At 72.2% G+C, this 25,903-nt stretch carries 23 protein-coding genes; 15 read left to right on the plus strand and 8 right to left on the minus strand.

Annotation, left to right across the window (positions count from 1 at the left end; genetic code table 11):
• Nucleotides 1-54 precede the first annotated feature (54 nt).
• Complete coding sequence (locus tag H283_RS25995; protein WP_020145483.1) at nt 55-1,239, minus strand: lytic transglycosylase domain-containing protein; 1,185 nt, start codon at nt 1,237-1,239, stop codon at nt 55-57.
• Between the two features lie 304 nt (nt 1,240-1,543).
• Here H283_RS25995 and H283_RS0120905 point away from each other — a divergent pair, with 304 nt between their 5' ends.
• Nucleotides 1,544-1,942 (plus strand): Rv2175c family DNA-binding protein, encoded by a 399-nt coding sequence (locus H283_RS0120905; RefSeq protein WP_020145484.1) that lies wholly within the window; start codon nt 1,544-1,546, stop codon nt 1,940-1,942.
• A gap of 67 nt (nt 1,943-2,009) precedes the next feature.
• Here H283_RS0120905 and H283_RS0120910 read toward each other — a convergent pair whose 3' ends face one another.
• Nucleotides 2,010-3,104: a polyprenyl synthetase family protein gene (locus tag H283_RS0120910; RefSeq protein WP_156023356.1), complete on the minus strand. Its 1,095-nt coding sequence runs from the start codon at nt 3,102-3,104 to the stop codon at nt 2,010-2,012.
• A gap of 106 nt (nt 3,105-3,210) precedes the next feature.
• Between H283_RS0120910 and H283_RS0120915 the strand changes: the two genes are divergently transcribed.
• Complete coding sequence (locus H283_RS0120915; protein WP_020145486.1) at nt 3,211-4,119, plus strand: methylenetetrahydrofolate reductase; 909 nt, start codon at nt 3,211-3,213, stop codon at nt 4,117-4,119.
• 153 nt (nt 4,120-4,272) lie between these two features.
• Here H283_RS0120915 and H283_RS26000 read toward each other — a convergent pair whose 3' ends face one another.
• Together H283_RS26000 and H283_RS26005 are read right to left on the minus strand one after the other, a co-directional pair.
• Entirely contained in the window at nt 4,273-4,785 is a 513-nt protein-coding gene (locus H283_RS26000; protein WP_020145487.1) for a hypothetical protein, read from the minus strand.
• A 160-nt stretch (nt 4,786-4,945) separates the two neighbouring features.
• Entirely contained in the window at nt 4,946-5,668 is a 723-nt protein-coding gene (locus H283_RS26005) for a DUF4126 domain-containing protein (RefSeq protein WP_020145488.1), read from the minus strand.
• A gap of 716 nt (nt 5,669-6,384) precedes the next feature.
• On the opposite strand from H283_RS26005, the gene H283_RS0120930 reads away from it, so the two are divergent.
• From H283_RS0120930 to H283_RS0120955, 6 genes are all read left to right on the plus strand, one after another.
• Complete coding sequence (locus H283_RS0120930; protein WP_020145489.1) at nt 6,385-6,750, plus strand: DUF6504 family protein; 366 nt, start codon at nt 6,385-6,387, stop codon at nt 6,748-6,750.
• Between the two features lie 31 nt (nt 6,751-6,781).
• A complete protein-coding gene (locus H283_RS0120935) occupies nt 6,782-7,234 on the plus strand; it encodes an SAV_6107 family HEPN domain-containing protein (protein WP_020145490.1) in 453 nt (150 codons plus the stop codon).
• A gap of 8 nt (nt 7,235-7,242) precedes the next feature.
• Entirely contained in the window at nt 7,243-11,265 is a 4,023-nt protein-coding gene (locus H283_RS0120940; protein WP_051103712.1) for a DNA polymerase III subunit alpha, read from the plus strand.
• Between the two features lie 63 nt (nt 11,266-11,328).
• Nucleotides 11,329-12,093 (plus strand): bifunctional 2-polyprenyl-6-hydroxyphenol methylase/3-demethylubiquinol 3-O-methyltransferase UbiG, encoded by a 765-nt coding sequence (locus H283_RS0120945; RefSeq protein WP_020145492.1) that lies wholly within the window; start codon nt 11,329-11,331, stop codon nt 12,091-12,093.
• Nucleotides 12,094-12,135: 42 nt separating this feature from the next.
• Nucleotides 12,136-13,395 carry a DNA polymerase IV gene (gene dinB, locus H283_RS0120950; RefSeq protein ID WP_020145493.1) on the plus strand — a complete coding sequence of 420 codons (1,260 nt, stop codon included), beginning with the start codon at nt 12,136-12,138 and terminating at the stop codon, nt 13,393-13,395.
• A 74-nt stretch (nt 13,396-13,469) separates the two neighbouring features.
• Complete coding sequence (locus H283_RS0120955; protein WP_028785798.1) at nt 13,470-13,868, plus strand: DUF3040 domain-containing protein; 399 nt, start codon at nt 13,470-13,472, stop codon at nt 13,866-13,868.
• 105 nt (nt 13,869-13,973) lie between these two features.
• On the opposite strand, the gene H283_RS0120960 is transcribed toward H283_RS0120955, so the two are convergent.
• Both H283_RS0120960 and H283_RS27375 read right to left on the minus strand, forming a co-directional pair.
• Complete coding sequence (locus tag H283_RS0120960; protein ID WP_020145495.1) at nt 13,974-14,462, minus strand: DUF456 domain-containing protein; 489 nt, start codon at nt 14,460-14,462, stop codon at nt 13,974-13,976.
• Between the two features lie 70 nt (nt 14,463-14,532).
• On the minus strand, nt 14,533-14,757 hold the full coding sequence (locus tag H283_RS27375; RefSeq protein WP_028785799.1) for a hypothetical protein: 225 nt from the start codon (nt 14,755-14,757) through the stop codon (nt 14,533-14,535).
• A gap of 407 nt (nt 14,758-15,164) precedes the next feature.
• Here H283_RS27375 and H283_RS0120970 point away from each other — a divergent pair, with 407 nt between their 5' ends.
• The 7 genes from H283_RS0120970 (at nt 15,165) to H283_RS26950 (ending at nt 22,893) form a co-directional block, all read left to right on the plus strand.
• The gene (locus H283_RS0120970) at nt 15,165-17,297 is read left to right on the plus strand and encodes a type IIA DNA topoisomerase subunit B (protein ID WP_020145496.1); all 2,133 of its coding nucleotides are present in this window, start codon (nt 15,165-15,167) and stop codon (nt 17,295-17,297) included.
• A 130-nt stretch (nt 17,298-17,427) separates the two neighbouring features.
• On the plus strand, nt 17,428-18,684 hold the full coding sequence (locus H283_RS0120975; protein ID WP_020145497.1) for a MoxR family ATPase: 1,257 nt from the start codon (nt 17,428-17,430) through the stop codon (nt 18,682-18,684).
• A 26-nt stretch (nt 18,685-18,710) separates the two neighbouring features.
• Complete coding sequence (locus H283_RS0120980) at nt 18,711-19,598, plus strand: DUF58 domain-containing protein (protein WP_020145498.1); 888 nt, start codon at nt 18,711-18,713, stop codon at nt 19,596-19,598.
• Nucleotides 19,585-20,067: a hypothetical protein gene (locus tag H283_RS26010; protein ID WP_020145499.1), complete on the plus strand. Its 483-nt coding sequence runs from the start codon at nt 19,585-19,587 to the stop codon at nt 20,065-20,067. The genes H283_RS0120980 and H283_RS26010 overlap by 14 nt, the downstream gene beginning before the upstream one ends.
• Nucleotides 20,058-21,047: a VWA domain-containing protein gene (locus H283_RS0120990; protein WP_020145500.1), complete on the plus strand. Its 990-nt coding sequence runs from the start codon at nt 20,058-20,060 to the stop codon at nt 21,045-21,047. Before H283_RS26010 ends, H283_RS0120990 begins: the two co-directional genes overlap by 10 nt.
• Nucleotides 21,044-22,054 carry a VWA domain-containing protein gene (locus H283_RS26015; RefSeq protein WP_231372337.1) on the plus strand — a complete coding sequence of 337 codons (1,011 nt, stop codon included), beginning with the start codon at nt 21,044-21,046 and terminating at the stop codon, nt 22,052-22,054. Before H283_RS0120990 ends, H283_RS26015 begins: the two co-directional genes overlap by 4 nt.
• Nucleotides 22,051-22,893: a tetratricopeptide repeat protein gene (locus tag H283_RS26950; protein WP_020145502.1), complete on the plus strand. Its 843-nt coding sequence runs from the start codon at nt 22,051-22,053 to the stop codon at nt 22,891-22,893. The genes H283_RS26015 and H283_RS26950 overlap by 4 nt, the downstream gene beginning before the upstream one ends.
• Before the next feature lie 18 nt (nt 22,894-22,911).
• Here the strand turns inward: H283_RS26950 and H283_RS26955 are convergent, their stop codons facing one another.
• Both H283_RS26955 and H283_RS26030 read right to left on the minus strand, forming a co-directional pair.
• A complete protein-coding gene (locus H283_RS26955; RefSeq protein ID WP_231372338.1) occupies nt 22,912-23,829 on the minus strand; it encodes a sucrase ferredoxin in 918 nt (305 codons plus the stop codon).
• A 455-nt stretch (nt 23,830-24,284) separates the two neighbouring features.
• Nucleotides 24,285-25,903 (minus strand): DNA gyrase subunit A (locus tag H283_RS26030; protein ID WP_020145504.1); only part of this gene is annotated, 1,619 nt, incomplete at its 5' end.

The following is a 25,903-nucleotide window of genomic DNA, read 5'->3' on the forward strand; positions in this document are numbered from 1 at the left end:
GCCCATCCGACGACCTCCCCGTCGGGGCGGCCAGGGACGCGGAGCGGCACCCCGTCAGAGGCGGTCGTAGACGGCCAGGACGTTGGCCACGTACTTCTTCGTGTCCTCGTACATGCCCTTGGTCCGGACCGAGTAGAGGCCCTGGTAGTAGCCGGCGATCGCCTGCTCCCGCGAGTCGGCGCTGGCCTGCAGGGCGCGGATGATGAGGACGCCGCCGGTGATGTTGTCCTGCGTGTCGTAGCGGTCGAGCGTGCGGCCCGCGAGCTGCGAGGCCCACGTCTGGGCCACCGGCATGAGCTGCATGACGCCGACGGCGTCGGTGTAGGAGACGGCGCGCTGGTACCACCCGGACTCGAGGTAGCCGATGGCGAGCGCGAGCTTGGGGTCGACGCCCTGGCGCGTCGCGGTCGCGCGGATCATCGCGGCGGTGTCGGTGCGGCTGGGCACGTCCATGGCCGCGAGCTTCGCCTTGCTCTCGGCGACGGCCTGCGCGGTCTTGCTGGGGTACTGGTAGCCCGGCGCGGGTGCCGGGGCGGGGGACGGCGTCGTCGGCGCGGGGGCCGAGACGGTGCCGGGGATGACGATCTTCTGGCCCACGTAGATGCGGCTCGCGTCGGCCAGCTTGTTGGCCGCGAGCAGCTTGGTCAGCGAGACGCCGAAGCGCTGCGCGATGACGCTCATGCTGTCGCCCGCCTTGACGACGTAGATCGTGCCGGCACCGCTCGGCGTCGTCGGTCCCGTCGTCGGCTTCGAGGGCGTCGGGGTGGAGGGCTTGGGCGCCGCCGGCGTGGCCGGTGCCTTCGCCCCCGGCACGCTGATCCGCTGCCCGACGAAGATGAGTCCTGCGTTGGGGAGCCGGTTCGCGGCGAGGAGCTTGGTCAGCGAGACCCCGTACCGCTTGGCGATCCCGCTCATCGTCTCGCCCGCGCGCACCACGTGGATGACGGTGGCCGTCGTGCTCGCCGGGCGGGCGGTCGCCGCCGTCGACGTGGCGGACCGGGCCGGCGTCGCCGAGGGGCGACCGGGCACGAGGAGCTTCTGCCCCGGGTGGATCACCGATCCGCGTGCGGTGAGCCGGTTCTTCTCGACGATCGCCTGGACGGTCGTGTGGTTGGCGAGGGCGAGGTGCCAGATCGTGTCACCCGGGCGGACCGTGACGGTCTTCCACGGGGTGGCGGCCACGGGGGCCACGGCGGCGTGTGCGGGCAGCGCGAGCGCGGCGACGTCGGCGAAGGGCATGGGGTGGAGTCCTTTCCTGGAGCCCGAGCTGAGTTCGAGAGCGTGGAGGGGCGTTCGGAAGGGGTTCGGTGAGGTGCTGGAGGGTGCTCTGGTGCTGCGGAGGTGCTGTGTGACGCTTGTGAGCGGAGTGGCGCCTGTGACGATAGCGCATAATTGAGCACTAAAGTATAAATACAGCCGTGTAATTCGTCCCGGTCTGCTCCGGGCTGCTCTGCGTCTGCTCGCGTCTGCTCCGGGTCTGCTCCCGCCCACCTCGGTCGGCGGTGTGCGCGGACCGGTCGGGACGGTGGCAGACTCTCGTCCTGTGAGCGAGACCCCTGAGCTGCAGCCCGACGTGCCCACCGCCCGTGACCTCGAGTCGCTCGTCGGGGAGTGGCTGACCGTTCCCGACGCCGCCGAGCGGCTCGGTCTGCAGCTGTCACAGGTGCGCCAGCTGATCGCCGACCGTGAGGTCCTCGCAGCCCGCATCGGCGAGCGCCGCGTCGTCGCGATCCCGGCGAAGTTCTTCGACGAGACCGGCCCGCGGCCCGAGCTGCGCGGCACCTTCACCGTGCTCGCCGACGGCGGCATGAACGACGACGAGATCATCGAGTGGCTGCACACCCCCGATGAGACGCTGCCCGTCGAGGGTGCTCCCATCGACGCCATGCTGGCCGGCCACAAGACCGAGATCCGGCGGCGGGCGCAGGAGCTCGCCTTCTGACCCTTCCTGACCCGACCTGACGGGAGGGCGTATGCCGTCCCGCCGGGTCGTCAGGACCGCGGGGCCGTCACGACCGGCGGGCCGTCGAGACCGCGACGAGGGCTTCGAGGACGTCGAGCGCCGACGTGTCGTAGGAGCCCGTGGCCCGTGCCCTGTCGACGGCGTGGCAGGCCTCGTCGGCCAGGGTCGAGATGAGGCTCTCGACCCGGTCGACCGCGCCGGTGTCGACGAGGACCGTGCGGATCGCCTCGACACCGGAGAGCTCGAGGTCGTCGCGCCCGAGGAGACCCTCGACGGTCTCGCGGTCGGTGTCGGACGCCGCGTCGAGGGCGTGGGCGACGAGCACCGTGCGCTTGCCCTCGCGCAGGTCGTCGCCGGCCGGCTTGCCGGTCGCCTCGGGGTCACCGAAGACGCCGAGCAGGTCGTCGCGCAGCTGGAACGCCTCACCGAGCGCGAGGCCGTAGTCCGACAGGGGAGCGAGCGACCCGTCCGGCGCACCGCCGACGAGCGCCCCGATGAGGAGCGGGTGCTCGATGGTGTACTTCGCGCTCTTGAAGCGGATCACCTTGCGCGCCGAGGCGATCCGGGCGTCGAGATCGAGCCCGTCCCAGCCGCGGGCCGACTCGAGCAGGTCGAGGAACTGGCCGCCCATGAGCTGCGTGCGCATGGAGTCGAAGAGCTGCCGGCCGCGGGCCAGCTCGTCGGCGGGCAGGCCGCACGTCGCGTAGAGCTCGTCGCACCAGGTCAGGCACAGGTCGCCGGCGAGGATCGCGGTGCCCTCGCCGAAGCGGTCGGCGTCACCCGCCCAGCCACGCGCCTGGTGCAGCGAGGCGACGGCCCGGTGCGCGGACGGCATACCCCGTCTCGTGTCGCTGCGGTCCATGACGTCGTCGTGGAGCAGGGCGGCGCCCTGGAAGAACTCCATGCTCGCGGCCAGGCGCACGAGCGCGTCGGAGTCGGCGCCGCCCGCGGCGCGGTAGCCCCAGTAGAGGAAGCCTGCGCGCAGACCCTTGCCGCCGGTCAGCAGGCCGGACACGGCCGAGACGAGCGGGGCGGTCTCCTCTCCGATCGCGGCCAGCGACTGCGTGGCCCCGGCGATCTGCCCGTCGATCGCCTGCTGCACCCGACGGCGCAGCACGTCGAGGTCGGTGGGGGTCTGCACGGGGTCCTCCATCGAGTCGCGGGAATCGGGGTCAGCCTACGCGGCGCGCGGGTGCGCCCGTGAACAGCCCGGACACCGCGGACGCGCGCGGCTTATGGTGTGCGGCATGGCACACGGCACGGCATCCTCGATGGCGCGGGCGGAGCGGTTCACGCGGTCCATCCCGGCGATGATCGAGGCCGACACCCCGACGTACAGCTTCGAGTTCTTCCCGCCCAAGGACGACGCGTCCGAGGCGCAGCTCTGGGACGCCATCCGACGCCTCGAGAAGGTGTCGCCGAGCTTCGTCTCGATCACCTACGGCGCCGGCGGCGGCACCCGCGACCGCACCGTCCGACTCACCCAGCGCGTCCTCGAGGCCACCTCGCTGACGCCCATGGCGCACCTGACGTGCGTCGGCCACTCCGTCGCCGAGCTGCGCGGCATCGTCGGGTCGTATGCCGCCGCCGGGGTCCGCAACATCCTGGCCCTGCGCGGCGACCCCCAGGGCGGCCTCGGCCAGCCGTGGGTCGCGCACCCCGAGGGTCTCGACCACGCCGACGAGCTCGTCACGCTGGTCCGCGGGCTCGGCGACTTCACCGTCGGTGTCGCGGCCTTCCCCGATGGCCACCCGGAGTCGGGCGACATCAGCGAGGACGCGGAGACGCTGATCCGCAAGGAGCGTGCCGGCGCCGAGTTCGCGATCACCCAGATGGTCTTCGACGTCGACCACTACCTCCGGCTGCGCGACGAGCTCGCCCGGCGCGGCTCCCGGCTGCCCGTCGTCCCGGCGATCATGCCGATCACGAACGCGCGCCAGGTGGTGCGCATGGCGCAGCTCGCGGGGCAGCCGATGCCGACGGCGGTCACGGACCGGCTCGAGCGGCACGGCGACGACGCCGCCGGGGTCCGCGCCGAGGGGATGGCGATCGCCACGGAGTCCTCGCGCCGCCTGCTCGACGAGGGTGCTCCCGGCATCCACTTCATCACGATGAACCGGTCGTCGGCGACGCTCGAGGTCTTCGGCAACCTCTGACCGGCGCAGCCTCGGAGGACGCCAACTCTCGGAGGTTTAGAGGCTTCAGAGGGCTGTGGGTCTGCGCCGGCCGGGGGTGCGCAGCCATGGCGACGGCACGAGGACGACCGACCCCCGGGAAGGGCCGGCCGTCCGGTGCGTGGACCGGATCGGTCAGGTGGTGCTCGACGGGGTGGCCGTGCCGTTGGGGGAGGCCGGGGCCTCGCCCTGCTGGCCCGACTGGCCCTGTGGGCCGTCGCCGTCGTGGTCACCGCCACGGCCGCCGCCGGGCCCGCCCTCCTGCACGGCCGTCACGGTGAAGGACGCGTCGACCTGCACCGTGATGTGGGTGCCGTCGGTGCGCACCATGTGCGCCTCGTAGACGCCGTCCGAGTCGGTCTCGACGCGCTCGATCGTCGCGGTCGGCTCCTTGGCCTTGGCGGCTGCCGTCACCTTGGCGGCGATGTCGCCCGTGAGCAGCGTCTCGTCGGAGCGCATCGGCTTGCTCGGGTCGGTGTTGCCGTTGCTGTTTCCGTTGGCCTGGGGGCCCTCGCCGAGCTGGCCGTAGCTGGTGACGGTGCCGGTGGCACCCGTCTCGTCCGCGCTCGCGAGGGCGGCGCCGCCGAGCGCGAGCGCCGACGCGGCCACGATGCCGGCGCCCGCCAGTGCGATGGTCTTGTTCTTCATGCGTTCACTCCTTCGATGGGCTGGCCTCGTGCCAGCTCTGCCCACCGTCGGCAACGGCCCTGTGTCCCCACCCTCGTCAGGGTGGGGAGGTCCTGTGAGAGGTCTGCGGACCTGTGGGGGTCCGGGGCCCGGGATGGCCGGCCCTCACCGGGACGGGCGGTCAGGTCTCCTGGTCGAAGGGTCGCTCGAGACGCTCGTCGGTCCGGGCTGCCGGGGGCGGCGGCACACCGGTCCCGTGGTGCTCCCGGTGCTCTCGCCGCTCCCGGCGCTCCCGACGCTCGGAGGGCACGGCGATGCCGACGCGTTCGCCCCAGGCGTCGTAACGGCGCTTGTAGCGGCGGATGCGTCCGGCCAGCTTGTAGACGAGGAACGCCCCGAGCACGAGGAAGAGCAGGGCGATGGCCGCGGCCCACCACGGGTGCGCGATGGCGAGGGCGGTGACGCCCGTGACGGTCACGTCCTCGGTGGTGCTGACGAGGACGTTGCTCGCCGGTTCGGGGGAGGTGTTGACGGCAGCGCGCAGCCCGGCCTTGATCCCGTGCGAGATGAGGGCCGTGACGCCACCGGTCGCGGCACCGACGGCGGCGTCGAGGCTCGCCGTGTCGTGGCCGATGAGGTAGCCGATGGTCGCCCCGACCGCTGGTCTGACGACGGTGTGCACGGAGTCCCAGGCGGAGTCGACGTAGGGGATCTTGTCGGCGAGCATCTCGACGACGAAGAGGACCGCTGCCCCGATGAGCACGTCGGTGCGAGCCAGGGCGTTCGGGATCTGGCTCAGGTTGAAGATCTTGTCGGCCAGCCCGAGGACGAGCACGACGGCGTACGCGTTGATGCCGCTGCCCCACCCGGTGGTGAAGGCCATGGGGATGAGCTCGGCGCCCACGACACCCCTTCGGTCGTGCGCCGGTCGCGGTGCGCCGGTGCGGCTGTGGCCCGACCGGTCGGCCGAGCCCAGGTCCAACGTCCCTGACGCTCCCGTATTCCCGGGGGTGGCGCAACGGGGCGCGCTGCACGTGGTGGTGGGGGCAGCGGAACGGGCCCGATCCGTGAGCGGACAGGACCCCTGCGCCCCTCCGTTCGCGGACCGAACCCGCGCCATCACTCTGTCGCCGGGGATGTCGCAGAGGCCTGAGCACGGGTACTCAGATCGGTCCGGAGCGGGACGGAACGGACGCATGGGGAGAGGTCGGTCGTGGCGGCTCCGGATCGCGTGGACGTGACCCGCGGACCGTCTTGACAGGCTGTCGGCGCCAGGGGTTAGGCTTCGAGTATCGAACAGGTGTTCGAACGTCGTCGTCTCGGGTGAGGTGCCCGGGAGGTGAGGTCCGAACCGGTGTTCGAGCCAGTCAGTTGTCAGTCAGTTGTCAGTTCAAGTCGTCGGTTGGTGTCGGACCGCTCGTGTGGGGCGCGGGTGGTCTGGGTCGTGATGTCCGGCCTCGACGTGTCCGAGGGAGACGTGTCGTGGTGCGCAGGTTCAGTGACGCCGTGCAGGTGAGAGTGCGCGAGCGGGAGCAGCAGGAGCAGTCCGTCGCGGGCCGGTCCGGCGGTACGGCCGGAAGGTCGACCCGTCCGCCCGGGTCCGCGGGGTCCTCGAGGGCCATGGGATCCTCGGGATCCTCACGAGCCGCGGGATCCGCAGGGGACCCCGGGTCGTCGGGACCCTCGGGTTCCGCGGGCGGGTCCGTCGAGGCGCCACCCGAGGCGTTCATCTGGCGCGGGCGCCTCTACGTCGTGCGTGGCGTCCTCGCCCAGTGGCGCGAGCGGCGGGCCTGGTGGCACGACGCGCTCGAGGCCGACGAGGCGCAGGTCCGTCCCGGCGAGACGCTCGTCGCCGCGGCGAGCGAGCAGCACGTCTGGCGCGTCGAGGCGAGCCCGGGATGGTCGTTCACCCCCGGCGTCTACGACCTCGCCCACGACGAGTCCCCGCGCGGCGACCACTGGTCGCTCGTCCGGGTCGCCGACTGAGCCCATGAGACGAGAGAGGAGAGGAACCACCATGACCACTGCCCACGACCTGCGTCGCCCACCCATCTCGGTCGCCGTGCTCGACCTGCTCGAGCGGGGCCGGGCCACCCTCGAGACCGCGTGCCGCACGAGCGACGCGTCCGAGCGCTACCGCGACGCCCATCTCGGGGCCCTGCGCGCCGCCGCGGCCCTCGTCGCCGCCCGCACCGTGCCGTCGCCACGTTCGCGACCGCGCAGCGTGTGGCAGGTCCTGCCCGGGGTGGCCCCGGAGCTGGGGGAGTGGGCCGCCTTCTTCGCCGCGTGCTCGGCGCACCGGTCGGTCATCGACCGCGGCGGTCACATCAGCGCACGCGAGTCCGACGACCTGCTGCGCCAGGCAGAGATGTTCCTCGAGATCGTCCAGGACCTCCTCGGTGTCCCCGCGACGATCCCGTTGCCGCAGTCGATCACCCCGGTCTCGAGGAGCCGGGCGAGCGGGGCGTGACGACCGGCATGACCACCATCACCAGCGGCCGCACGAGCAGCGCGGCCGGCAACACCGAGAGCTTCGTGCACCTGCACGTCGCGTCCGGCTACTCCATGCGCTACGGCACGGCCAAGCCGCACCAGCTCGTCGAGCGCGCCGCGGCGTTCGGGCAGCCGGCGCTCGCCCTGACCGACCGCGACGGGCTCTACGGCGCCGTGAAGTTCGTCCGGTCCTGCATGGAGCACGACGTCGCGCCGGTCCTCGGCGTCGACCTCGCCCTCGGCCCCGAGCACCCCGAGCGCCAGCGCAGCCGTCCCGTGCGCACCCCGGTCCGTGGCGGGGCCCTCGTCGACCCGCGGCTCCCGCGGGTCACGGTGCTGGCCCGGGGCAGCAGCACCGGCCTCGCCCCGGGTGCGGGGTGGGCGGCGCTCTGTCGCCTCGTCACCGCGACCCACCTGCGCGGCGAGCGCGGCAACCCGGTCACGACCGCGGCCCTCGTCGCGGAGCACGCGCGCCTGCTGCCCACCCTGCCCGTCGCGTCCGAAGCGGAGGACGACCGGCGCGGCCGGCCCGAGGGCCGGGGTCGACCCGGCGGACGAGGCGGGCAGCACACGCCGTCGGTGGCGGACGGTGGGCCGTGCCCGCTCGTCGTGCTCCTCGGGCCCGACTCCGACGTCGGTCGCGCGGTGCTCGCCAAGCGACGCGACCACGCCCGAGCGGCGCTCGAGCGCTGGGTCGCGCTGCTGCCGCGGGGGGCCGTCGTCGTCGAGGTCGTGTGCCACGGCGGGCCCGAGCACCAGCCGGGCAGCCTCGGCCAGGCCGGACGCATGCTCGCGCTCGCCCGCGAGGTCGGCGTGCCGAGCATCATCACGGCCGCGGTGCGCCACGCCGACCCGCAGGACGCCGCCATCGTCGACGTCCTCGACGCCGCCCGGCGGCTCGTCGCGCTCGACGCACGCCACCTCGACCGCGTCACGACGGCCGGACACCTCTCGCCGACGCCCCTCATGCACGCGCTCGCCCTCGACGTCGTCCAGGTCTCCGGCCCGGGGCTCGTCGGCGGCGGCTCGCTGGCCCGCGAGCAGGCCCGGGAGCTGCTCGCCCGCACGACGTCGCTCGCCGCCGAGTGCGTCCAGGACCCACGGGCCGACCTCGGCATCGGCTCGGTCCACCTGCCCGAGCCGGGCGTCCTCGGCATCCGGCCCGGCACCAACCCGCACCGCGTCCTCGCGCGACGGTGCCGCGAGTCCATCCCGACCCGCTACCCCGGCCGCACCGAGAGCGAGCTCGTCGCCGTCAGCGACCGGCTCGAGGACGAGCTCGGCGTCATCGAGACGCTCGGCTACGCCACGTACTTCCTCACCGTCGCCCAGGTCTGCGACCTCATCCGCGAGATGGGCGTGCGGGTCGCCGCCCGCGGGTCCGGGGCCGGGTCGCTCGTCAACTACCTCCTCGGCATCTCCGGCGTCGATCCGATGCGGCACGGGCTGCTCATGGAGCGCTTCTGCTCGCCGTTGCGGGCCGAGCTGCCCGACATCGACATCGACGTCGAGTCGGCCCGGCGCACCGAGATCTACGAGCGCATCCTCGACCACTTCGGGGGCGACCGGGTCACCTGCGTCTCGATGATGGACACCTACCGGGTGCGCCACGCGATCCGCGACGCCGGGGCTGCGCTCGGACTGCCGCCGCCCGAGGTCGACGCCATGGCCAAGGCCTTCCCGCACATCGCCGCCCGCAACGTCCGCAACGCCCTGGCCGAGCTGCCCGAGCTCCGCGCGAGCGGCCTCGACGTGCCGCGCCTGCAGCTGATGTTCGACATCGTCGAACGCCTCGACGGCCTGCCCCGGCACATCGCGCTGCACCCCTGCGGGGTCGTGCTGTCCGACTCCGTCCTGCTCGACCGCACTCCCGTCGAGGCGAGCTGGCTCGGCTTCCCGATGAGCCAGTTCGACAAGGACGACGTCGAGGAGATGGGACTGCTCAAGCTCGACGTCCTCGGCATCCGGATGCAGTCCGCGATGGCGCACGCGATCGAGGAGGTCGAGCGCGTCGACGGCGACCACGTCGACCTCGACGACGAGTCGCAGGTCCCCTTCGACGACGAGCCGACCTTCGAGCTCGTCCGCTCGACGAAGACCCTCGGCTGCTTCCAGATCGAGAGTCCCGGACAACGCGAGCTCATCGGCAAGTTCGGGCCGCGGACCTTCGACGACCTCATCATCGACATCTCGCTCTTCCGGCCCGGCCCGGTCAAGAGCGACATGATCATCCCGTTCCTCAACGCGAGGCAGGGATGGAAGGACCCGTCCTACCTCCACCCGTCGCTCGTCCCGGCGCTCGAGGAGACCGAGGGCGTCGTCGTCTTCCACGAGCAGGTGCTCATGATCGTCGCCGAGACCACCGGGGTGACCCTCGCCCAGGCCGACGAGGTGCGCCGCACCCTCGGCACGCCCGACGGGCAGAAGCGGATCGAGGCGTGGTGGCGACCCGCGGCCCGGGACCGCGGCTACGCGCCCGAGGTCGCCGACAAGATCTGGGAGGTCCTCAAGGCGTTCGCCTCCTTCGGGTTCTGCAAGGCGCACGCCGCGGCCTTCGCGCTGCCCACCTACCAGTCGGCCTGGCTCAAGACGCACCACCCGGCAGCCTTCCTCGCCGGAGTGCTCACCCACGACCCCGGGATGTACCCCAAGCGACTCATCCTCGACGACGCCCGCACCTTCGGCATCGCGATCCTCGGGCTCGACGTCAACGTCTCGACCGGCGCCTACCGCTTCGAACGCACCGACGACGGCGGTGAGGCCATCCGGCTGTCGCTCGCCGACGTCCACGGCATCAGCGAGGCCGAGGTCGCGCAGATCGTCGCCGGACAGCCCTACTCCAGCCTCTCCGACTTCTGGCAGCGCGCCCACGTGTCGCGTCCCGTCGCCGAGAAGCTCGTGCTCGCAGGGGGATTCGACGCGTTGCACGACATCGACCTCGGTGGCCCGTCCCGTCTCGACGAGAGCGGGTCCGGGGTCGTGGGCCGAGCGCGGGGTGGCCTCGGCCGTCGTGGCCGGGTCACCCGGCGCGACCTGCTGCTCCACGTCGCCGAGCTCGACCGCTGGTCCTCCTCGCAGCGCTCGTCGCGCCGCTCCTCCCATCGGGTCTCGGCCGCGAGCCGGTCGTCGGGACCGGGCTCCTCACGGGGTCGCGTCACGTCCGTCTCCGCCACGGGGGACATCCGGGCCCTCGCCGCGGCCCAGTCGCAGGGCTCCGCCGGGGCGCCCGAGCAGATCGCGACCCAGCTGACGCTCGACCTCGGCGACACGCCGCGGCTCTCCGCGACGAGCGGCCTGCCGGAGATGACCGGCCCGGAGCGGGTCCGGGCCGAGCTCGAGGTGCTCGGCCTCGACGCGAGCGGCCACGTCGTCGACTTCTACGGCCCGCTGCTCGACGCGCTCGGCGTGACCCGGGCGCGCGACCTGCTCTCCGGGCGCAGCGGCCGCGAGGTCCTCGTCGCCGGGGTCAAGGTCGCCACCCAGACCCCGCCGATCCGCACCGGACGCCGCGTCGTCTTCCTCACGCTCGACGACGCCACCGGCCCGGCCGACCTCACCTTCTTCGAGGACGTCCAGGGCCCGTATGCCGCCACCGTCTTCCACTCGTGGCTGCTGCTCTGCCGTGGGGTCGTGCGGCGCACCGGTCCACGCGGCGTCTCCATCCGGGCCACCGGCGCGTGGGAGCTCTCGGCTCTGCAGGACGCGTGGACCTCCGGGGGCATCACCGCCGTCCGCGACGCGCTCGAGGCCGCCGACCGGTCGGCGTGGGAGCGCGCCACCGCGCTCGCCGGACCCGACGGGGCCCGGTCCGGCGTCGGCGAGGGGCCGGACGGCCGGCGGGTGCTCGTCCACGCCTCCGGGTTCAAGCAGTCGCCGTACGCCGACATCAAGCCGGCGGGCGACGACGTCCGGGGCCCGCGCGGGACGAGCGGGCTCGTGCCCACCGAGACGGTGGGCGGCCCGCCACGCAAGCTGTGGCACGCGAGTCCGGGAAGCTCGGGGCACTAGGGTGATGACGCACACGAACCACACGCGGCACCACGCGTACCACGTTCCCAGACGGAGGATCCCGTGCCCGACGAGCAGCGCCCCCAGCGACGTGGTGGGGTCCGGCCGTCGGCCGTGGTCTCGGCCGTGGGCCACCTCGCCGACGAGTGCTCGCAGCGCCTCGGCCGGCCGCTCGAGGTGCTCGACCTCGGTGGCGGCACCGGTGGCGTCGCCGTCCCGCTCGCCGAGGCCGGTCACCACGTCACCGTCGTCGACCCCAGCCCCGACGCCCTGGCCTCGCTCGGTCGCCGGGCCCGCGAGGCCGGCATCGTCGACCGCATCACGGCGGTCCAGGGAGACGGCGACTCCCTCGGCTCCGTCCTGGCCGGGCGCCACGTCGACCTCGCCTGCTGCCACGGCACGCTCGAGTTCGTCGACGACCCCGCGGCGACGCTCCACGCCATCGCGCAGGCGCTGGGCGACGGCGGCGTCCTGTCCCTGCTCGTCTCCGGCCGGCTGTCCGTCGTCTTCGCCAAGGCCATCGCCGGTGAGTTCGGCCAGGCCCGCGCCGCCCTCGTCGACCCCTCCGGTCGCTGGGGGAGCACCGACCCGCTGCCGCGCCGCTTCGACGTCGAGCAGCTCGAGACGCTCCTCGCCGACGCCGGCTTCACCGACGTGCGGGTGCGCGGCACCAACATCCTCGGCCACCTCGTCCCGGCCTCGCTCATCGACTCCGAGGCCGACCGCGTCGCCCTGGCCGAGCTCGACGAGCTGCTCGTCACCGGTCCGGGGCGCGAGTTCCTCCGGACCCTCGGCAATGCCCTCCACGTCGTCGCGCGCCGCGACTGACCGCGCCCGCGGGCGCGCGTCGACCCGACCGGAGGGCCGACGATGAGCCGCCGCCAGTTCACCGCCCCGACCCGGGCCGGCTCCGAGCCGCCCGACGACACCGGCTGCACCGTCCTGCACGTCGACATGGACGCCTTCTATGCGTCCGCCTCGCTCATCTCGCGGCCCGAGCTGCGGGGCAGGCCCGTCATCATCGGCGGTGCGAGCGGGCGGTCCGTGGTGCTCTCGGCCACCTACGAGGCGCGGGCCTTCGGGGTCACCTCGGCGATGCCGATGGCCCGGGCCCAGCGGCTGTGCCCGCAGGCGGTCATCATCGAGCCCGACCACCGCCGCTACGCCGCCATCTCCGAGGCCGTCATGGCGACCTTCGCGACGATCACCGACAGCGTCGAGCCGCTCTCGCTCGACGAGGCCTTCCTCGACGTCTCCGGAGCCGTGCGCCGTTTGGGCCGTCCGACCCGGATCGCCGAGCAGCTGCGCGACACGATCGCCGACGAGCAGGGCATCACGTGCTCGGTGGGCGTGGCCTCGACGAAGTTCGTCGCCAAGCTCGCCTCCAACCTCGCCAAGCCCGACGGGCTCATCGTCGTGCCGCGCGAGGAGGTCGTCTCGTTCCTGCACCAGCTGCCGGTCGGCGCGATCTGGGGCGTCGGCGACAAGACCGAGGAGCACCTGCACCGCCTCGGCCTGCGCACCGTGGCCGACCTCGCGCACACGCCCGTCGAGACCCTCCAGCGCGCCCTCGGCGACGTCGCCGGCAGGAGCCTGCACGACCTCGCGTGGGGTCGTGACCCCCGCTCCGTCGTGCCGGAGCGACGCGAGAAGTCGATCGGTGCCGACGAGACCTTCGCCCACGACATCGACGACCCCGTCCGCATCCACCGCGAGCTGCTGCGCCTCGCCGACCGCACCGCGGCCCGGGCCCGGTCCGCCGGCATGACGGGGCGCACCGTCTCGATCAAGGTCCGCTTCGCCGACTTCACGACGATCACCCGTGCCAAGACACTGCGCCACCACACCGACGTGTCCCGCGATATCTTCGCGACAGCCCGCGAGCTCTACGACCGCCTCGGCCTCCAACGCGCCCGGATCCGGCTCGTCGGGGTCCGCCTCGAGGGGCTCGTCCCGTCGGCCGTCGCCCCCATCCAGGCCACCCTCGACGAGCCCGAGCACGGGTGGCGCGAGGCCGACCGCGCGGTCGACCGCGCGAGCGCCAGATTCGGTGCCGGGTCGGTGCGTCCGGCGTCACTCATGCCCGACCGACCCTCGGGTTCCCAACGCGCTCGGCGCGACCTATCCTGAGGGAAAGAAGTCCGCGTCGGCCGTTTCCGACATACGATTCGGGCACAGTCGATTTCGCACCAGGGAGGTGCCCGGTGGCACTCTCGGAACACGAGGAAGCCCTCCTCCAGCAGATGGAGGAAGCCCTCTACGCCGAAGACCCTCGATTCGCCTCGCGGATCGAGAAGACGAAGTCACGCGGCCTCGGCCGTGGACGCCTCGTCGCCGGCGTGGTGGCCGCGGTCATCGGTCTCGCCCTGGTCGTCTTCTCGGCGATGAGCAGCAGCATCTGGCTCGGTGCGGTCGGCTTCGCCGTCATGGTCGCGGGCATCGTCTACGCGATCACCCCGTCGAAGACGAAGCTCGCAGCCGTCGCCAGCGACGGCACCACCAAGCCGCGCGCCGGCAAGGCCAAGGCCGCCTCCGCCAAGCAGGCCAGCTTCATGGAGCGCCTCGAGGAGCGGTGGGAGAAGCGCCGCCGCGACCAGTGGTGACGCGCCGCTGACCGGCGCGCGCACCCGACGGACGCAGACAGGACCCCGACGGAGACCGTCGGGGTCCTTCACGTGTCGAGGCCGCGGGTGACCGAGCCCCGCGGATCAGGGACGGGTGGCGTAGACGCCGAGAGCCCAGGTGGCGATCATCGCGAACGCCGTGACGAGCTCGATGCCGATGTTGAGGGCCACTGCGCGCAGGGCCTGCGTCGTCGCGTGCCAGGCTCGTGCATGAGAACCGTGCTTGACCCGCTCGAGAACGTAGATCGTCAGGACGAACCCGAGGGGGGCGCCCACGACGGGCACGACGAAGAAGCCCACCACGGCGACGACCAGCGCCACCGCGACGACGACCCCGTCGACGCCCGCGGTCTTCATCCGTCGCCCGGGGACGAGGTACTGCGCGACGAGGCCCACGGCATACAGCAGGGTCGCGATGCCGAAGACGAGCCAACCCGGCCCGTCCTGACGTTCGAACGCCCACACGAGCGTCGCACCCCAGACCAGCAGCAGCCCCGGCAGCACCGGGACGACGATGCCGACGGTACCCACGAGCATCGCGAGCAGAACGAGGACGTTCGTCGCAGTGATCACGGGGCAGCCGTCGGCGGCGTGCGGATCAGGATGGGGTCAGGAGGGGCCGGGTCGGAGATCGCCTCTGGACTCAGTGTTCGTCGACGGGAGCGGATCCCGGGACCTCGGTGAGTCGTTCCGTCTCGTCGCGGATGTCGAGAGCCTTGTCCTTCAGCGCCGGGAGGTGCTCCCGTCCGTGGTGCGCGCAGAAGAGCAGCTCTCCGCCGGAAACGAGGCGGGCGCGGATGTAGGCCTGAGCCCCACATCGGTCGCAGCGGTCAGCAGCAGTCAGTTCGGGTGCCAGTGCTGTCGTCATCGTATTTCGCCTCTTTCCTCCCTCGGGGGTCCCCCGGAGGGAAACCCTGCCATGTACCTACGACGCCCGATCGGTCCATCGGGTGGACCTCTCGCGCCTCGTGGACGTTCCAACAGTGAATCACGTCGAAACCTTCCCGATGGTGAGGCTCGGTCAGTGAGACGCCCGCCGGACCAACATCGTTACGTGTCAGTGATTCGCCGCGGCGCCCAGATACGGATTGGCTAGGCCGCTCCCGACGGGGCTCGAGGGGCCGGCGGGGCTGGTGCCCGGCTCGTCCGTGAGGTCCGTCACCCGGGGAGCCGCGAGCCTCCCGAGGGCGGTCGGTGGCGGTGGCTAGGCTTCCCCTGCCAGCCCTCCACAGCCCGACCGCTGGCCGCACACCGACGGAAAGAGAACGACACACCGTGGCCTCCGCCTCACGACCCGCTCCCTCCGGCAACGGCGACTACACCGCCCGCCACCTCCAGGTCCTCGAGGGCCTCGAGGCCGTGCGCAAGCGCCCCGGCATGTACATCGGCTCGACCGACCAGCGCGGCCTCATGCACTGCCTGTGGGAGATCATCGACAACGCGGTCGACGAGGCCCTGGCCGGCGTCTGCACCGACATCGAGGTCATCCTCAGCGGCGACGGGTCCATCGAGGTGCGCGACAACGGTCGCGGCATCCCCGTCGACATCGAGCCCCGCACGGGCCTGTCCGGGGTCGAGGTCGTCTTCACCAAGCTGCACGCGGGCGGCAAGTTCGGCGGGGCGTCGTATGCCGCCACCGGTGGCCTCCACGGCGTCGGCGCGTCGGTCGTCAACGCCCTGTCAGCGCGACTCGACGTCGCCGTCGACCGCGGCGGCAAGACGTACGGCATGAGCTTCCGGCGCGGCGAGCCCGGTACCTTCGGCGACCGCACGGCGATCCACTCGCCCGACTCGGAGTTCACGCCCTACGAGAAGAAGAGCGCGCTGCCCGTCGTCGGCAAGGCCAAGCGAGGCGTCACCGGCTCGCGCGTGCGCTTCTGGCCCGACCGGCAGATCTTCCTCAAGGACGCCGAGCTCGACTACGACGCCATCCTCGGTCGCGCCCGGCAGACCTCGTTCCTCGTCCCCGGCCTGCGCCTCGTCATCCGCGACGAGCGACGCCTCAAGGGCACCCCGGGCGAGGAGGGCACCGTCGAGGAGGTCTTCCAGCACGACGGCGGCATCACCGACTTCGTCGAGTACCTCGCGCCCGACACCCCGATCACCGACGTGTGGCGCCTCGAGGGCTCCGGCACGTTCACCGAGACGGTCCCGGTCCTCGACGTCAACGGCCACATGACCCCGACCGAGCTCGAGCGCGAGTGCGGTGTCGAGGTCGCCCTGCGCTGGGGCCAGGGCTACGACACGAAGGTCCAGTCCTTCGTCAACATCATCACGACGCCCAAGGGCGGCACCCACGTCACCGGCTTCGAGCAGTCCATCGTCAAGGTGTTCCGCAAGCAGCTCGAGGTCAACGCCCGGCGGCTCAAGGTCGGCAACGACAAGCCCGAGAAGGACGACATCCTCGCCGGCATGACGGCCGTCGTCACCGTGCGCCTGGCCGAGCCGCAGTTCGAGGGCCAGACCAAGGAGGTCCTCGGCACCAACGCCGTGCGCGCCATCGTGGCCAAGGTCGTCGAGAAGGAGCTGACCGACCGCCTCACGTCGAGCAAGCGGGGCGACAAGGCCCAGGCCGCCCTGCTGCTGGAGAAGGTCGTCTCCGAGATGAAGTCGCGCATCAGCGCACGGCTGCACAAGGAGACCCAGCGGCGCAAGAACGCCCTCGAGAGCTCGACGCTCCCGTCCAAGCTGCGCGACTGCCGCACCACCGACGTCGAGCGGTCCGAGCTGTTCATCGTCGAGGGGGACTCGGCCATGGGCACGGCCAAGGAGGCCCGCAACTCCGAGTTCCAGGCACTGCTGCCGATTCGCGGCAAGATCCTCAACGTCCAGAAGGCGTCCGTCTCCGACATGCTCAAGAACGCCGAGTGCGCCTCGATCATCCAGGTGATCGGCGCCGGCTCGGGCCGCAGTTTCGACCTGAGCGCCGCCCGCTACGGCAAGGTCATCATCATGACCGACGCCGACGTCGACGGCGCCCACATCCGCACGCTGCTGCTGACCCTCTTCTTCCGCTACATGCGTCCGCTCGTCGACGCCGGTCGCGTCTACGCGGCCATGCCGCCCCTGCACCGGCTCGAGGTCATCAACGCCGGCGCCAGGAAGAACGAGCTCATCTACACCTTCAACGAGCCGGAGATGCGCCGCACGCTGGCCCGCCTCGAGAAGTCGGGCAAGAAGATCAAGCAGCCGATGCAGCGCTACAAGGGCCTCGGTGAGATGGACGCCGACCAGCTGGCCGACACGACGATGGACCCGCGTCACCGCACCCTGCGCAAGGTGACGATGCGCGACCTCGAGACCGCCGAGCGCGTCTTCGAGCTGCTCATGGGCAACGAGGTCGCCCCGCGCAAGGACTTCATCATCGAGTCCGCGGCCGAGGTCGACCGCGAGCGGATCGACGCCTGACGGGAGCGTTCGAGGCCCCCGGGTTGTCCGTGGGGTGACGGGACCTTCGGCGCGGCACAGCCAGCCGTGCTTACGATGTGTCCCTGCCGGCGCGACTCCCTCCGCCGGTACGCGTCGAGAAGGGGAATCGATGGTGGGCAACGTCAACGCCGAGGAGTCGGTCGCCGACGAACGGTCCGGCGTGCTGGACGAGCCGGGCGCGCAGCCCGACACGCGTCACGGCGCTCCGTCGGACGAGGTCGACGGAGAGAGCTTCACCGTCGCCCTCCCGGGTCCTGCCGTGGCGGACGACGCGGCCGTCCCCGACGAGCCGGAGCAGCTCTCGGGCTCGCCCGCCGCCCCTGACGAGGACGTCGCCGTGGCCGGCATCGACATCGCCCCCGACCGCACCGCACCGGCCCCGACGCGCTACCTCACGCCCGACGAGCTCCACTGGGCCGCCGAGACCATCGAATCGATCTCGACGGCCTTCGCCTCGAAGGTCGTCGGCCAGGCCCGTCTGCAGGAGACCCTGCTCATCGCCCTGATGACCGGCGGCCACGTCCTCCTCGAGAGCGTGCCCGGACTGGCCAAGACGACGGCGGCGCAGACGATCGCGCAGGCCGTCGGCGGGACGTTCCACCGCATCCAGTGCACCCCGGACCTGTTGCCGAGCGACATCGTCGGCACGCAGGTCTACAACCAGCACTCCGGCACCTTCGAGACCCAGCTGGGTCCCGTCCACGCCAACTTCGTCCTCCTCGACGAGATCAACCGCAGCAGCGCCAAGACGCAGTCGGCCATGCTCGAGGCGATGCAGGAGCGCCAGACCTCCATCGGTGACCGCAGCTACGCGCTGCCCGACCCGTTCCTCGTTCTCGCGACCCAGAACCCCATCGAGCAGGAGGGCACCTACCCGCTGCCCGAGGCGCAGATGGACCGCTTCATGCTCAAGGACGTCCTCGACTACCCGTCACCGGCGGAGGAGGCCGAGGTGCTCCGGCGCATCGACTCCGGCATCTTCCTCACGGCGTCGGAGCCGGTCGTGTCCGTCGCCGACGTCAAGCGGCTGCAGGCCCTCGTCGGCCGGGTCTACATCGACCCGGCGATCGTCAACTACGTCGTCGGCATCGGCTACGTCACGAGGCACCCGCGTGACTACATCGAGCCGCGCCTCGCCGGCTACGTCGACTTCGGGGCGAGCCCGCGGGCGAGCATCGCCTTCACGAGTGCGGCGCGGGCCCGCGCCCTCGTCGACGGCCGCAACCACGTCGTCCCCGACGACGTCAAGGCGCTGACGCACCGCGTGCTGAGGCACCGCGTCACGCTCGGCTTCGAGGCGGCCGCCGACGAGGTCGCCGTCGAGGGCATCATCGACGCGATGGTCAACGGGATCCGCACCCCCTGACCGGGGAGCCGGACGACGGACGCGACATGACGACGACGCTGCTGACGAGGGTGAAGAGCAAGCTCTTCGTCCACGCGCGCCGCAAGTCCCGCAGCCTTCTCGAGGGGGAGTACGCCTCCGTCTTCCACGGCCGCAGCCTCGACTACGACGACCTGCGCGACTACGTCCCCGGCGACGAGGTGCGCGACATCGACTGGCGTGCCACGGCCCGCAGCCAGTCTCCGCTCGTCAAGCGCTACGTCGCGACGCGTAAGCAGAACCTCATGCTCGTCATCGACACCGGACGCGGGATGGCGGCCACGACGCGCAGCGGCGAGCCGAAGAAGTCGGTGGCCATCGCGGCGGCCGGCCTCGTCGGCTACCTCGCGCAGCGTCACGGGGACCTCGTCGGGCTGGTCCGCGGCACCGCCGGCTCGACGGTCGCGCACGACCTGCGCGGCTCCGAGGCGCACCTCGAGCTGTTGCTGCGCGCCGTCGACGCGGCGACCGTCCTCGACGGCGACCAGAGCAACCTCGCGACGCAGCTGCGCTGGATCGTCCGCAACGTTCGCCGCCGCCTCGTGCTGCTCGTCGTGGCCGACGACAAGGAGCTCGACCCGGCGCTCGACGAGCTGCTCCGCCGTCTCCACGTCCAGCACGAGATCCTCTGGATCACCGTCGAAGACGCGGACCCCACGGCCATCGAGGGCGACCGGACGGCATACGACGTCGCCGACACGTACACGCTGCCGACGCTGGTGCGGCTCGACCCGCGGGTGCGCGCGGCGTATGCCGCCTCGGTCGCCGACCGCGTGCAGCGCACGACCGAGCTGCTCGACCGCCGCGGGATCAACCACGCCCGTCTCGGGTCGTCCGACGAGGTCGTCGCGACGGTCTTCGCCCTGCTCGAGAGGCAGCGTCGTGCGCGCCGCTGACGCCCCGCCACCGGGCTTCTACGCCCCCGACCCGTATGCCGCGAAGTGGCTCTGGATCGGCATCGGCGCGCTCGTCCTCGTCGCCGGCTGGTACGTCTGGGTGTGGTGGTCGACGCGGGAGAAGAAGGTGGTCGTCCCGCCACGCATCACGTCGGACCGGCTCTCGCGGCTGCGCGCCGACTACACCCGGCAGATCGATCTCGTGCTCGACCGGGCTGCGGCGGGCGAGATCAGCCAGCGCCGGGCGCACCAGCAGCTCAGCGTCCTCGTGCGCCACTTCGTCCAGGAGGTGTCGGGGATCCACGCCCCGACGATGACGCTCACCGAGCTCAACGCGACGGGGTCTCGGCTGACCCCGGTCTCGGAGGTCGTCGGAGCGCTCTATCCCGGTGAGTTCGGTCCACGTGAGACGGCGACGCTCGTCGGGGCGGGCACCGTCGCCAAGCAGGTGGTGGCGCGATGGAGCTGAACGGCCTCGACCTCAAGTGGCCGGGCGTGCTCGGCCTCGGGACGCTCCTCGCGGTCCTGCTCGCGTATGCCGTCTTCCGCCTCATGTCCCGCCGGCAGGCGCGGGCGTCGGCGGCGGTCGCCAACTCGAGCGCGCTGACCGAGCTGCCGGAGTACCGGCGGGCGCTGCGTCTCCACCGGATCCGGATGGCCGTGCTCGTCTCCAGCGCCGTGCTCCTCGGCGGGGCCGCCCTCGTGGGCGCGGCCCGACCGCTCGACACCACCATCGACAAGCCCCAGACCCGCAGCCGCGACATCATGCTGTGCCTCGACATCTCCGGATCGATGGCGGCCTACGACGCGACGCTCGTGTCGACGTTCAAGACGCTCGTCTCGAGCTTCGAGGGCGAGCGGATCGGGCTCGTCATCTTCAACTCGTCGGCCGCCACGGTCTTCCCGCTCACCGACGACTACGACTTCATCAACGGCGAGCTCGACTCTGCGGGCCGCGCGCTGACAGGCGACCCCGAGTACGACTCCTTCTTCGCCGGCACCTTCAACGGGCGCGGCACCTCGTTGATCGGCGACGGCCTCGCCACGTGCGTCTCCAGCTTCGACAAGGTCGACCTCCAGCGCGCCCGCTCGGTCGTCTTCGCCACCGACAACCACCTCGCCGGGCGGCCGATCATCGACGTCGACGAGGCCGGCGAGCTGGCCAAGGCCAAGGGCGTCCGCGTCTACGGGCTCAACCCGGAGGAGGACGGGGCCGACCAGGAGGCGGTGGAGATGCGCGACATCGTCACCGGCACCGGCGGACGCTACTTCGCGATGAGCGACCAGGCGGCCATCAAGGGCATCGTCGACGCGGTCCAGGCCCAGGAGGCGACGCTCATCGACGCCGCCTCCCGCGCCCTCTACTCCGACAACCCGACGCTGCCCGTCACCCTCGCCGGGATCGGGCTCATCGGCGTCATCGGCGCGAGCCGGAGGTGGGCGTCGTGAGCCTCCTGCCCGTCGCCCCCTGGCCCGTGCTGCTCGTCCTCGCGGTCGGGGCGCTCGCCGCCGTGTGGTGGAACCCGTCGTCGCGCTCGGTGCCGGGGGAGTCGCGGGCGACGCACTGGCGCCTCACAGGTGCGGTCGTGCTCCTCGGGGTCGCCGCGCTGCGTCCGGCCGTCGCGGGTGAACAGGTCGACACCACCGCCGCCAACCTCAACGTCTACTTCGTCGTCGACACGACGAGCAGCATCATCGCCGAGGACTACGGCGACGGACACCCTCGCATCGACGGCGTCTCCGCGGACATCTCTGCCATCGCGGAGGCTCTTCCGGGCGCCCGCTACTCCGTCGTGACGTTCGACCAGGAGGCTCGGGTGCGGCTGCCGCTGACGACCGACACCACGGCCCTCGACGCGGCCGTCGAGACGTTGCTCCCCGAGTCCTACGAGGTCTCCAGGGGCACGTCCGTGAGCGAGGCGAACGACCGCCTCAAGACCCTGCTCCGGCAGGCCGACGCGCGCACCCCCGAGCGCGGGCGGGTCGTCTTCTACCTCGGCGACGGCGAGCAGACGGCGCAGGACCCCCCTGCACCCTTCGACATCGACAAGCGGCTCATCAACGGTGGAGCGGTCCTCGGCTACGGCACCACCGAGGGCGGCCGGATGAAGGCCACGCGGTCGCGCTTCGACACGACGCGCGACTACATCAAGGACCCCGCGACCGGTGAGGACGCCCGGTCGGTCGTCAGCGAGGACACGCTCCGCACGATCGGCGACCAGCTCGGCCTCGGCTACGTGCACCGCGAGGCGGGCGACGCGATCGGCCCGGTCGTGGGCGGCATCGACCTCGAGCGCTTCGGCACGAGCGAGCAGATCGAGAAGCAGAAGGTCATCGCCCGTCGCGAGCTCTACTGGCCGCTGCTGCTCGCGGTGGCCGGGATCGCCGCGTGGGAGGTCGGCGCCGGCATCACGGCGCTCGTCCAGACCCGCCGCCGGAGGGAGGCGCGCCCATGACGATTCTCGACGAGCGGCCGGCGCGCGCGGACAGCGTGCCCGGCGAGGACGTACGGAGCCGGTTCCGCGTGCGCCGACGTGACCGTCGCCCCCTCCCGCCGCACCTGCGTCGGCGACGCCGGCGCCTGCTGCTCGCGTCCGCTCCCGTCGTCGTCCTGCTCGTCCTCGTGGCGCTCCGGCTCATCTCGCTCAACCTCGTGCACGCCCAGACGCTCGACGCGTACGAGGCCGGCGACAAGCCCCGCACCCTGACCTGGGGCGAGCGGCAGGGCTGGGTCAACGTCGTCGAGCAGTTCCGGTCGCCCTTCGCGATCGGTGACGCCCACGTCCTCTCGGGTCATTTCGAGCTGGCGCGTCCGTGGTTCGAGCAGGCCTTCGAGCAGGTCCCCAAGGGCGGGATCGACGACTGCAAGGTGCGCGTCAACCTCGGCCTGACCTACGAGGCCCTGGGCGACGCCGCCAAGGCGCGCGAACGCACCGACGAGTGGAAGCAGTACTACGACAAGGGCATCACCATCACCAAGGAGCGCCCGCCGCTCTGCGAGGCGCCCGAGGGCGGCCAGACCGGGGAGCAACTCCAGCAGGCGCAGCAGCGGATGGAGCAGAAGAACTCCGACACCCCGCCTGACCAGCAACCTCCTGACGACCCGCAGCAGCCCGGCCCGGGTCAGCAGCCCGCACCCACGCCCGACCCCGGGAACACCCCGAGCCAGGAGGAGCAGGACTACCTCCAGGAGCAGCAGCGCCAGAACACCATCGAGCGCAACCAGCAACAGCAGCAGGGCAACGACGACACCGTGCCCGGCGACGGGTCGCAAACCGTCCCCAAGCCCTGGTGACTGATCCCGTCGCGGTGGCTAGAACCAGGCCTCGACGATCGTGGCTCGGTGCTCGAGCACCTCGACCGCCTTCTTGCCGCAGGACTCAGGGCGCGTGCGACCGACCGGCTCGCGCGTCACGCGCACGTGCCAGCGGCGCCCGTCGGCGTGGGTGACGGTGACGTCCCAGCCGTCGTCGGCCGCCTCTGGGGCGTCGGCCCACAGGGCGGCGAGGCGGGTCTCGCCCGTCTCGGCGCGCACGTGGGACTCGGCGCACTGCGCTGGACCGGTGACCCCGGAACGGCCCCGGTCGTGCAGCGGCCCGAGCAGCTCGACAGGTAGGTGCCCGGACTCGCTCGCTCCGAGGAGCCACTCCGATGCCTGCTCGTCGAGCCGCGCGAAGGTCTGTCCCCACGGCAGGAGGACTGCCGTCGGCGCGAAGCGGTGGCCGCCGGTGTGGGAGACCTCCCAGGCTCGGCCCGGGGCGACCCGGGCGGCATGGGCCGCCAGCGGACGTCCCCGCACGGCGCAGCAGACGTCGCGGCGGCCGTTGGTGCACACGAGCAGCGTGGGCTCAGCGGGCCGGGACCCGAGGAGCGAGGCCTGCACGAGCGCCCGGCTGCCGCGGGCGAGACCGCCCCAGTCGAGCCCGAGCAGGTCACCGACCTGGTCGACCTCGGCGACGAGCAGCCAGGCGTCCTCGGGGCGCGCGCCGGCGTGCGCGACGAACACGTGCCGGGGGCCGTCGTGCGCCGGGTGCCCTCCCGGGCGCCGGATGAGCATGAAGCGCCCACCGGCACGGCTCGTGCGGCTCTCCAGCTCGGCGCCGAGCTCCCGGTCGAGGTGCGACTCGCGCGCCGCGTCCCGGCCCCACGGCCCGGGCTGCTCGACGATGACGAAGAAGCGTGCCGTGGCCGCCGTGCCGTAGGCGCTCGTGCCGTCGTGGTCCCAGAGCACCGAGCACGCGTCGGAGGCCGGGGTGCCGTAGCCGGTCGTCGCGGGGTGCTCGGCGTGCTCGGGCTCGGCGTGCTCCCGCGAGGGCGGCGGCGCGTCAGCCGAGCCAGCCGAGTCAGCCGAGTCAGTCGGTTCAGCAGAGTCAGCCGAGTCAGCCGAGTCAGCCGAGTCAGCCGAGTCAGCCGAGTCAGCCGGTTCAGCAGAGCCAGCCGGCTCCGTCGGTTCAGCAGAGTCGGCCGGCTCCGTCGGTTCGACAGAGTCAGCCGGCTCCGTCGGCTCCGTCAGCGCAGCCGGCTCCGTCGGTTCCGCCGACGTCGGGGGATCTGTGGCGGGCGCGGGCGTCCCGGAGATCGCGTCGACGACCGAAGACACCTTTGCGGACGCGGCGGACGCGGCGGCGGTGGCTGCCGCCGCTGCCGCCGCGGCACGGCGGGCGGCCTTGCCGCCGGGAGGCGGGGTCACGCGTCGCCGCCGTCGGACGGCGCGTCGTCATCGGCGACAACATCCGTCGTGACCGCGGACTCCGCGTCGGTGGACTGGGCGGTGGCGGGAGGGGCCGCGACGTGCGCGATGACCGCGGTCGTCGGGACACCCGAGCCGTCGCGACGACCGTCCGCGGGCGGCAGCTCGATGGCGACACCGTTGGCGGCGGCGGCTCGGGCCGGGGTGTTGCCCGCGAAGGCGAGCACGAGCGTGTCCTCGCCCTTGAGGAAGCGGTGGCAGCGGACGCCACCGGTCGCGCGTCCCTTCGGGGGGTACTCGGCATACGGCGTCACCTTGAGCGACCCGCCCTCGGTGCCGGGCAGCGCACCCGACGAGCCGGACGACGTGACGACGACACCCTCGCGGGCGGGGTCGGCGACGCCGAAGAAGGCGACTCGGGCGCCGGCGGCGAGCTTGATGCCCGCCATGCCGCCAGCCGAGCGGCCTTGCGGGCGAACGGACTTCGCCGCAAAACGCAGCAGCTGGGCGTCGGTCGTGATGAAGACGAGGTCGAGGTCCTCGCGGTCGGCGACCGCGGCACCGACGACGCGGTCGCCGTCCTTGAGGCTGATGACGTCCCAGTCGTTGCTCTTGGGCGCCTCTGACGTGACCCGCTTGACGACTCCGGCCGCCGTGCCGACGGCGAAGACCGGTGCGTCGGCACCGATCGGCACGATCGTCACCGGCTCCTCGCCCTTGCCGAGGTCGACGTAGGCCGCGAGCGGCGCACCGCCCGACAGCGTGGGGGAGCCGTTGGTCGGCGGAAGCGTGGGCAGGTCGAGCGCCGAGAGGCGCACCATGCGGCCGGCGCTCGTCACGAGCCCGAACTCCCCGCGTGCGGTCGTGCGGACGGCACCGATGACGACGTCGTGCTTCGAGCGCGAGCCCTCGGCGCTGACCGGCTCGGCCGTGCCGGTGCGGGCCAGCAGGCCGGTGGAGCTGAGGAGGACCCAGCAGGGGTCGTCGGTGATCTCGAGCGGCGACGCCGCGGTCGCGGTCGCGCTGGCGCCCGAGCTCTCGAGGAGCACCGTGCGACGCGGGGTGCCGTGCGCCTTGGCGACGTCGGCGAGCTCGGTCGACACGAGCTTGAGCAGCAGCTTCTCGTTGTCGAGCAGGGCGCGCAGCTCCTCGATGGCTCGCTCGAGCTCGGTCTTCTCGTTCTCGAGCTCGATGCGCGAGAACTTCGTGAGCCGGCGCAGCTGCAGGTCGAGGATGTACGTCGCCTGGAGCTCGGAGAGGTCGAAGACGTCCATGAGCCGCGCACGGGCCGTGGCGGCGTCGTCGGAGCTGCGGATGACCTGGATGACCTCGTCGATGTCGACGATGGCGATGAGCAGGCCCTCGACGAGGTGCAGTCGCTCCTCGCGCTTGGCCAGGCGGTGGGCGGTGCGCCGGCGCACGACGTCGGTGCGGAAGTCGACGTAGACCTTGAGGAGGTCCTTGAGGCCCATGGTGCGCGGCTGGCCCTCGACGAGCGCGACGTTGTTGATGCCGAAGTTCTCCTCCATCGGCGTCAGCTTGTAGAGCTGCTCGAGGACGGCGTCGGGGTTGAAGCCGTTCTTGATCTCGATGACGAGGCGCAGGCCGTGCTGCC

The sequence above is a fragment of the Terracoccus sp. 273MFTsu3.1 genome (genome assembly GCF_000383675.1).
In the GTDB taxonomy this organism is placed as follows: Bacteria; Actinomycetota; Actinomycetes; order Actinomycetales; family Dermatophilaceae; genus Terrabacter.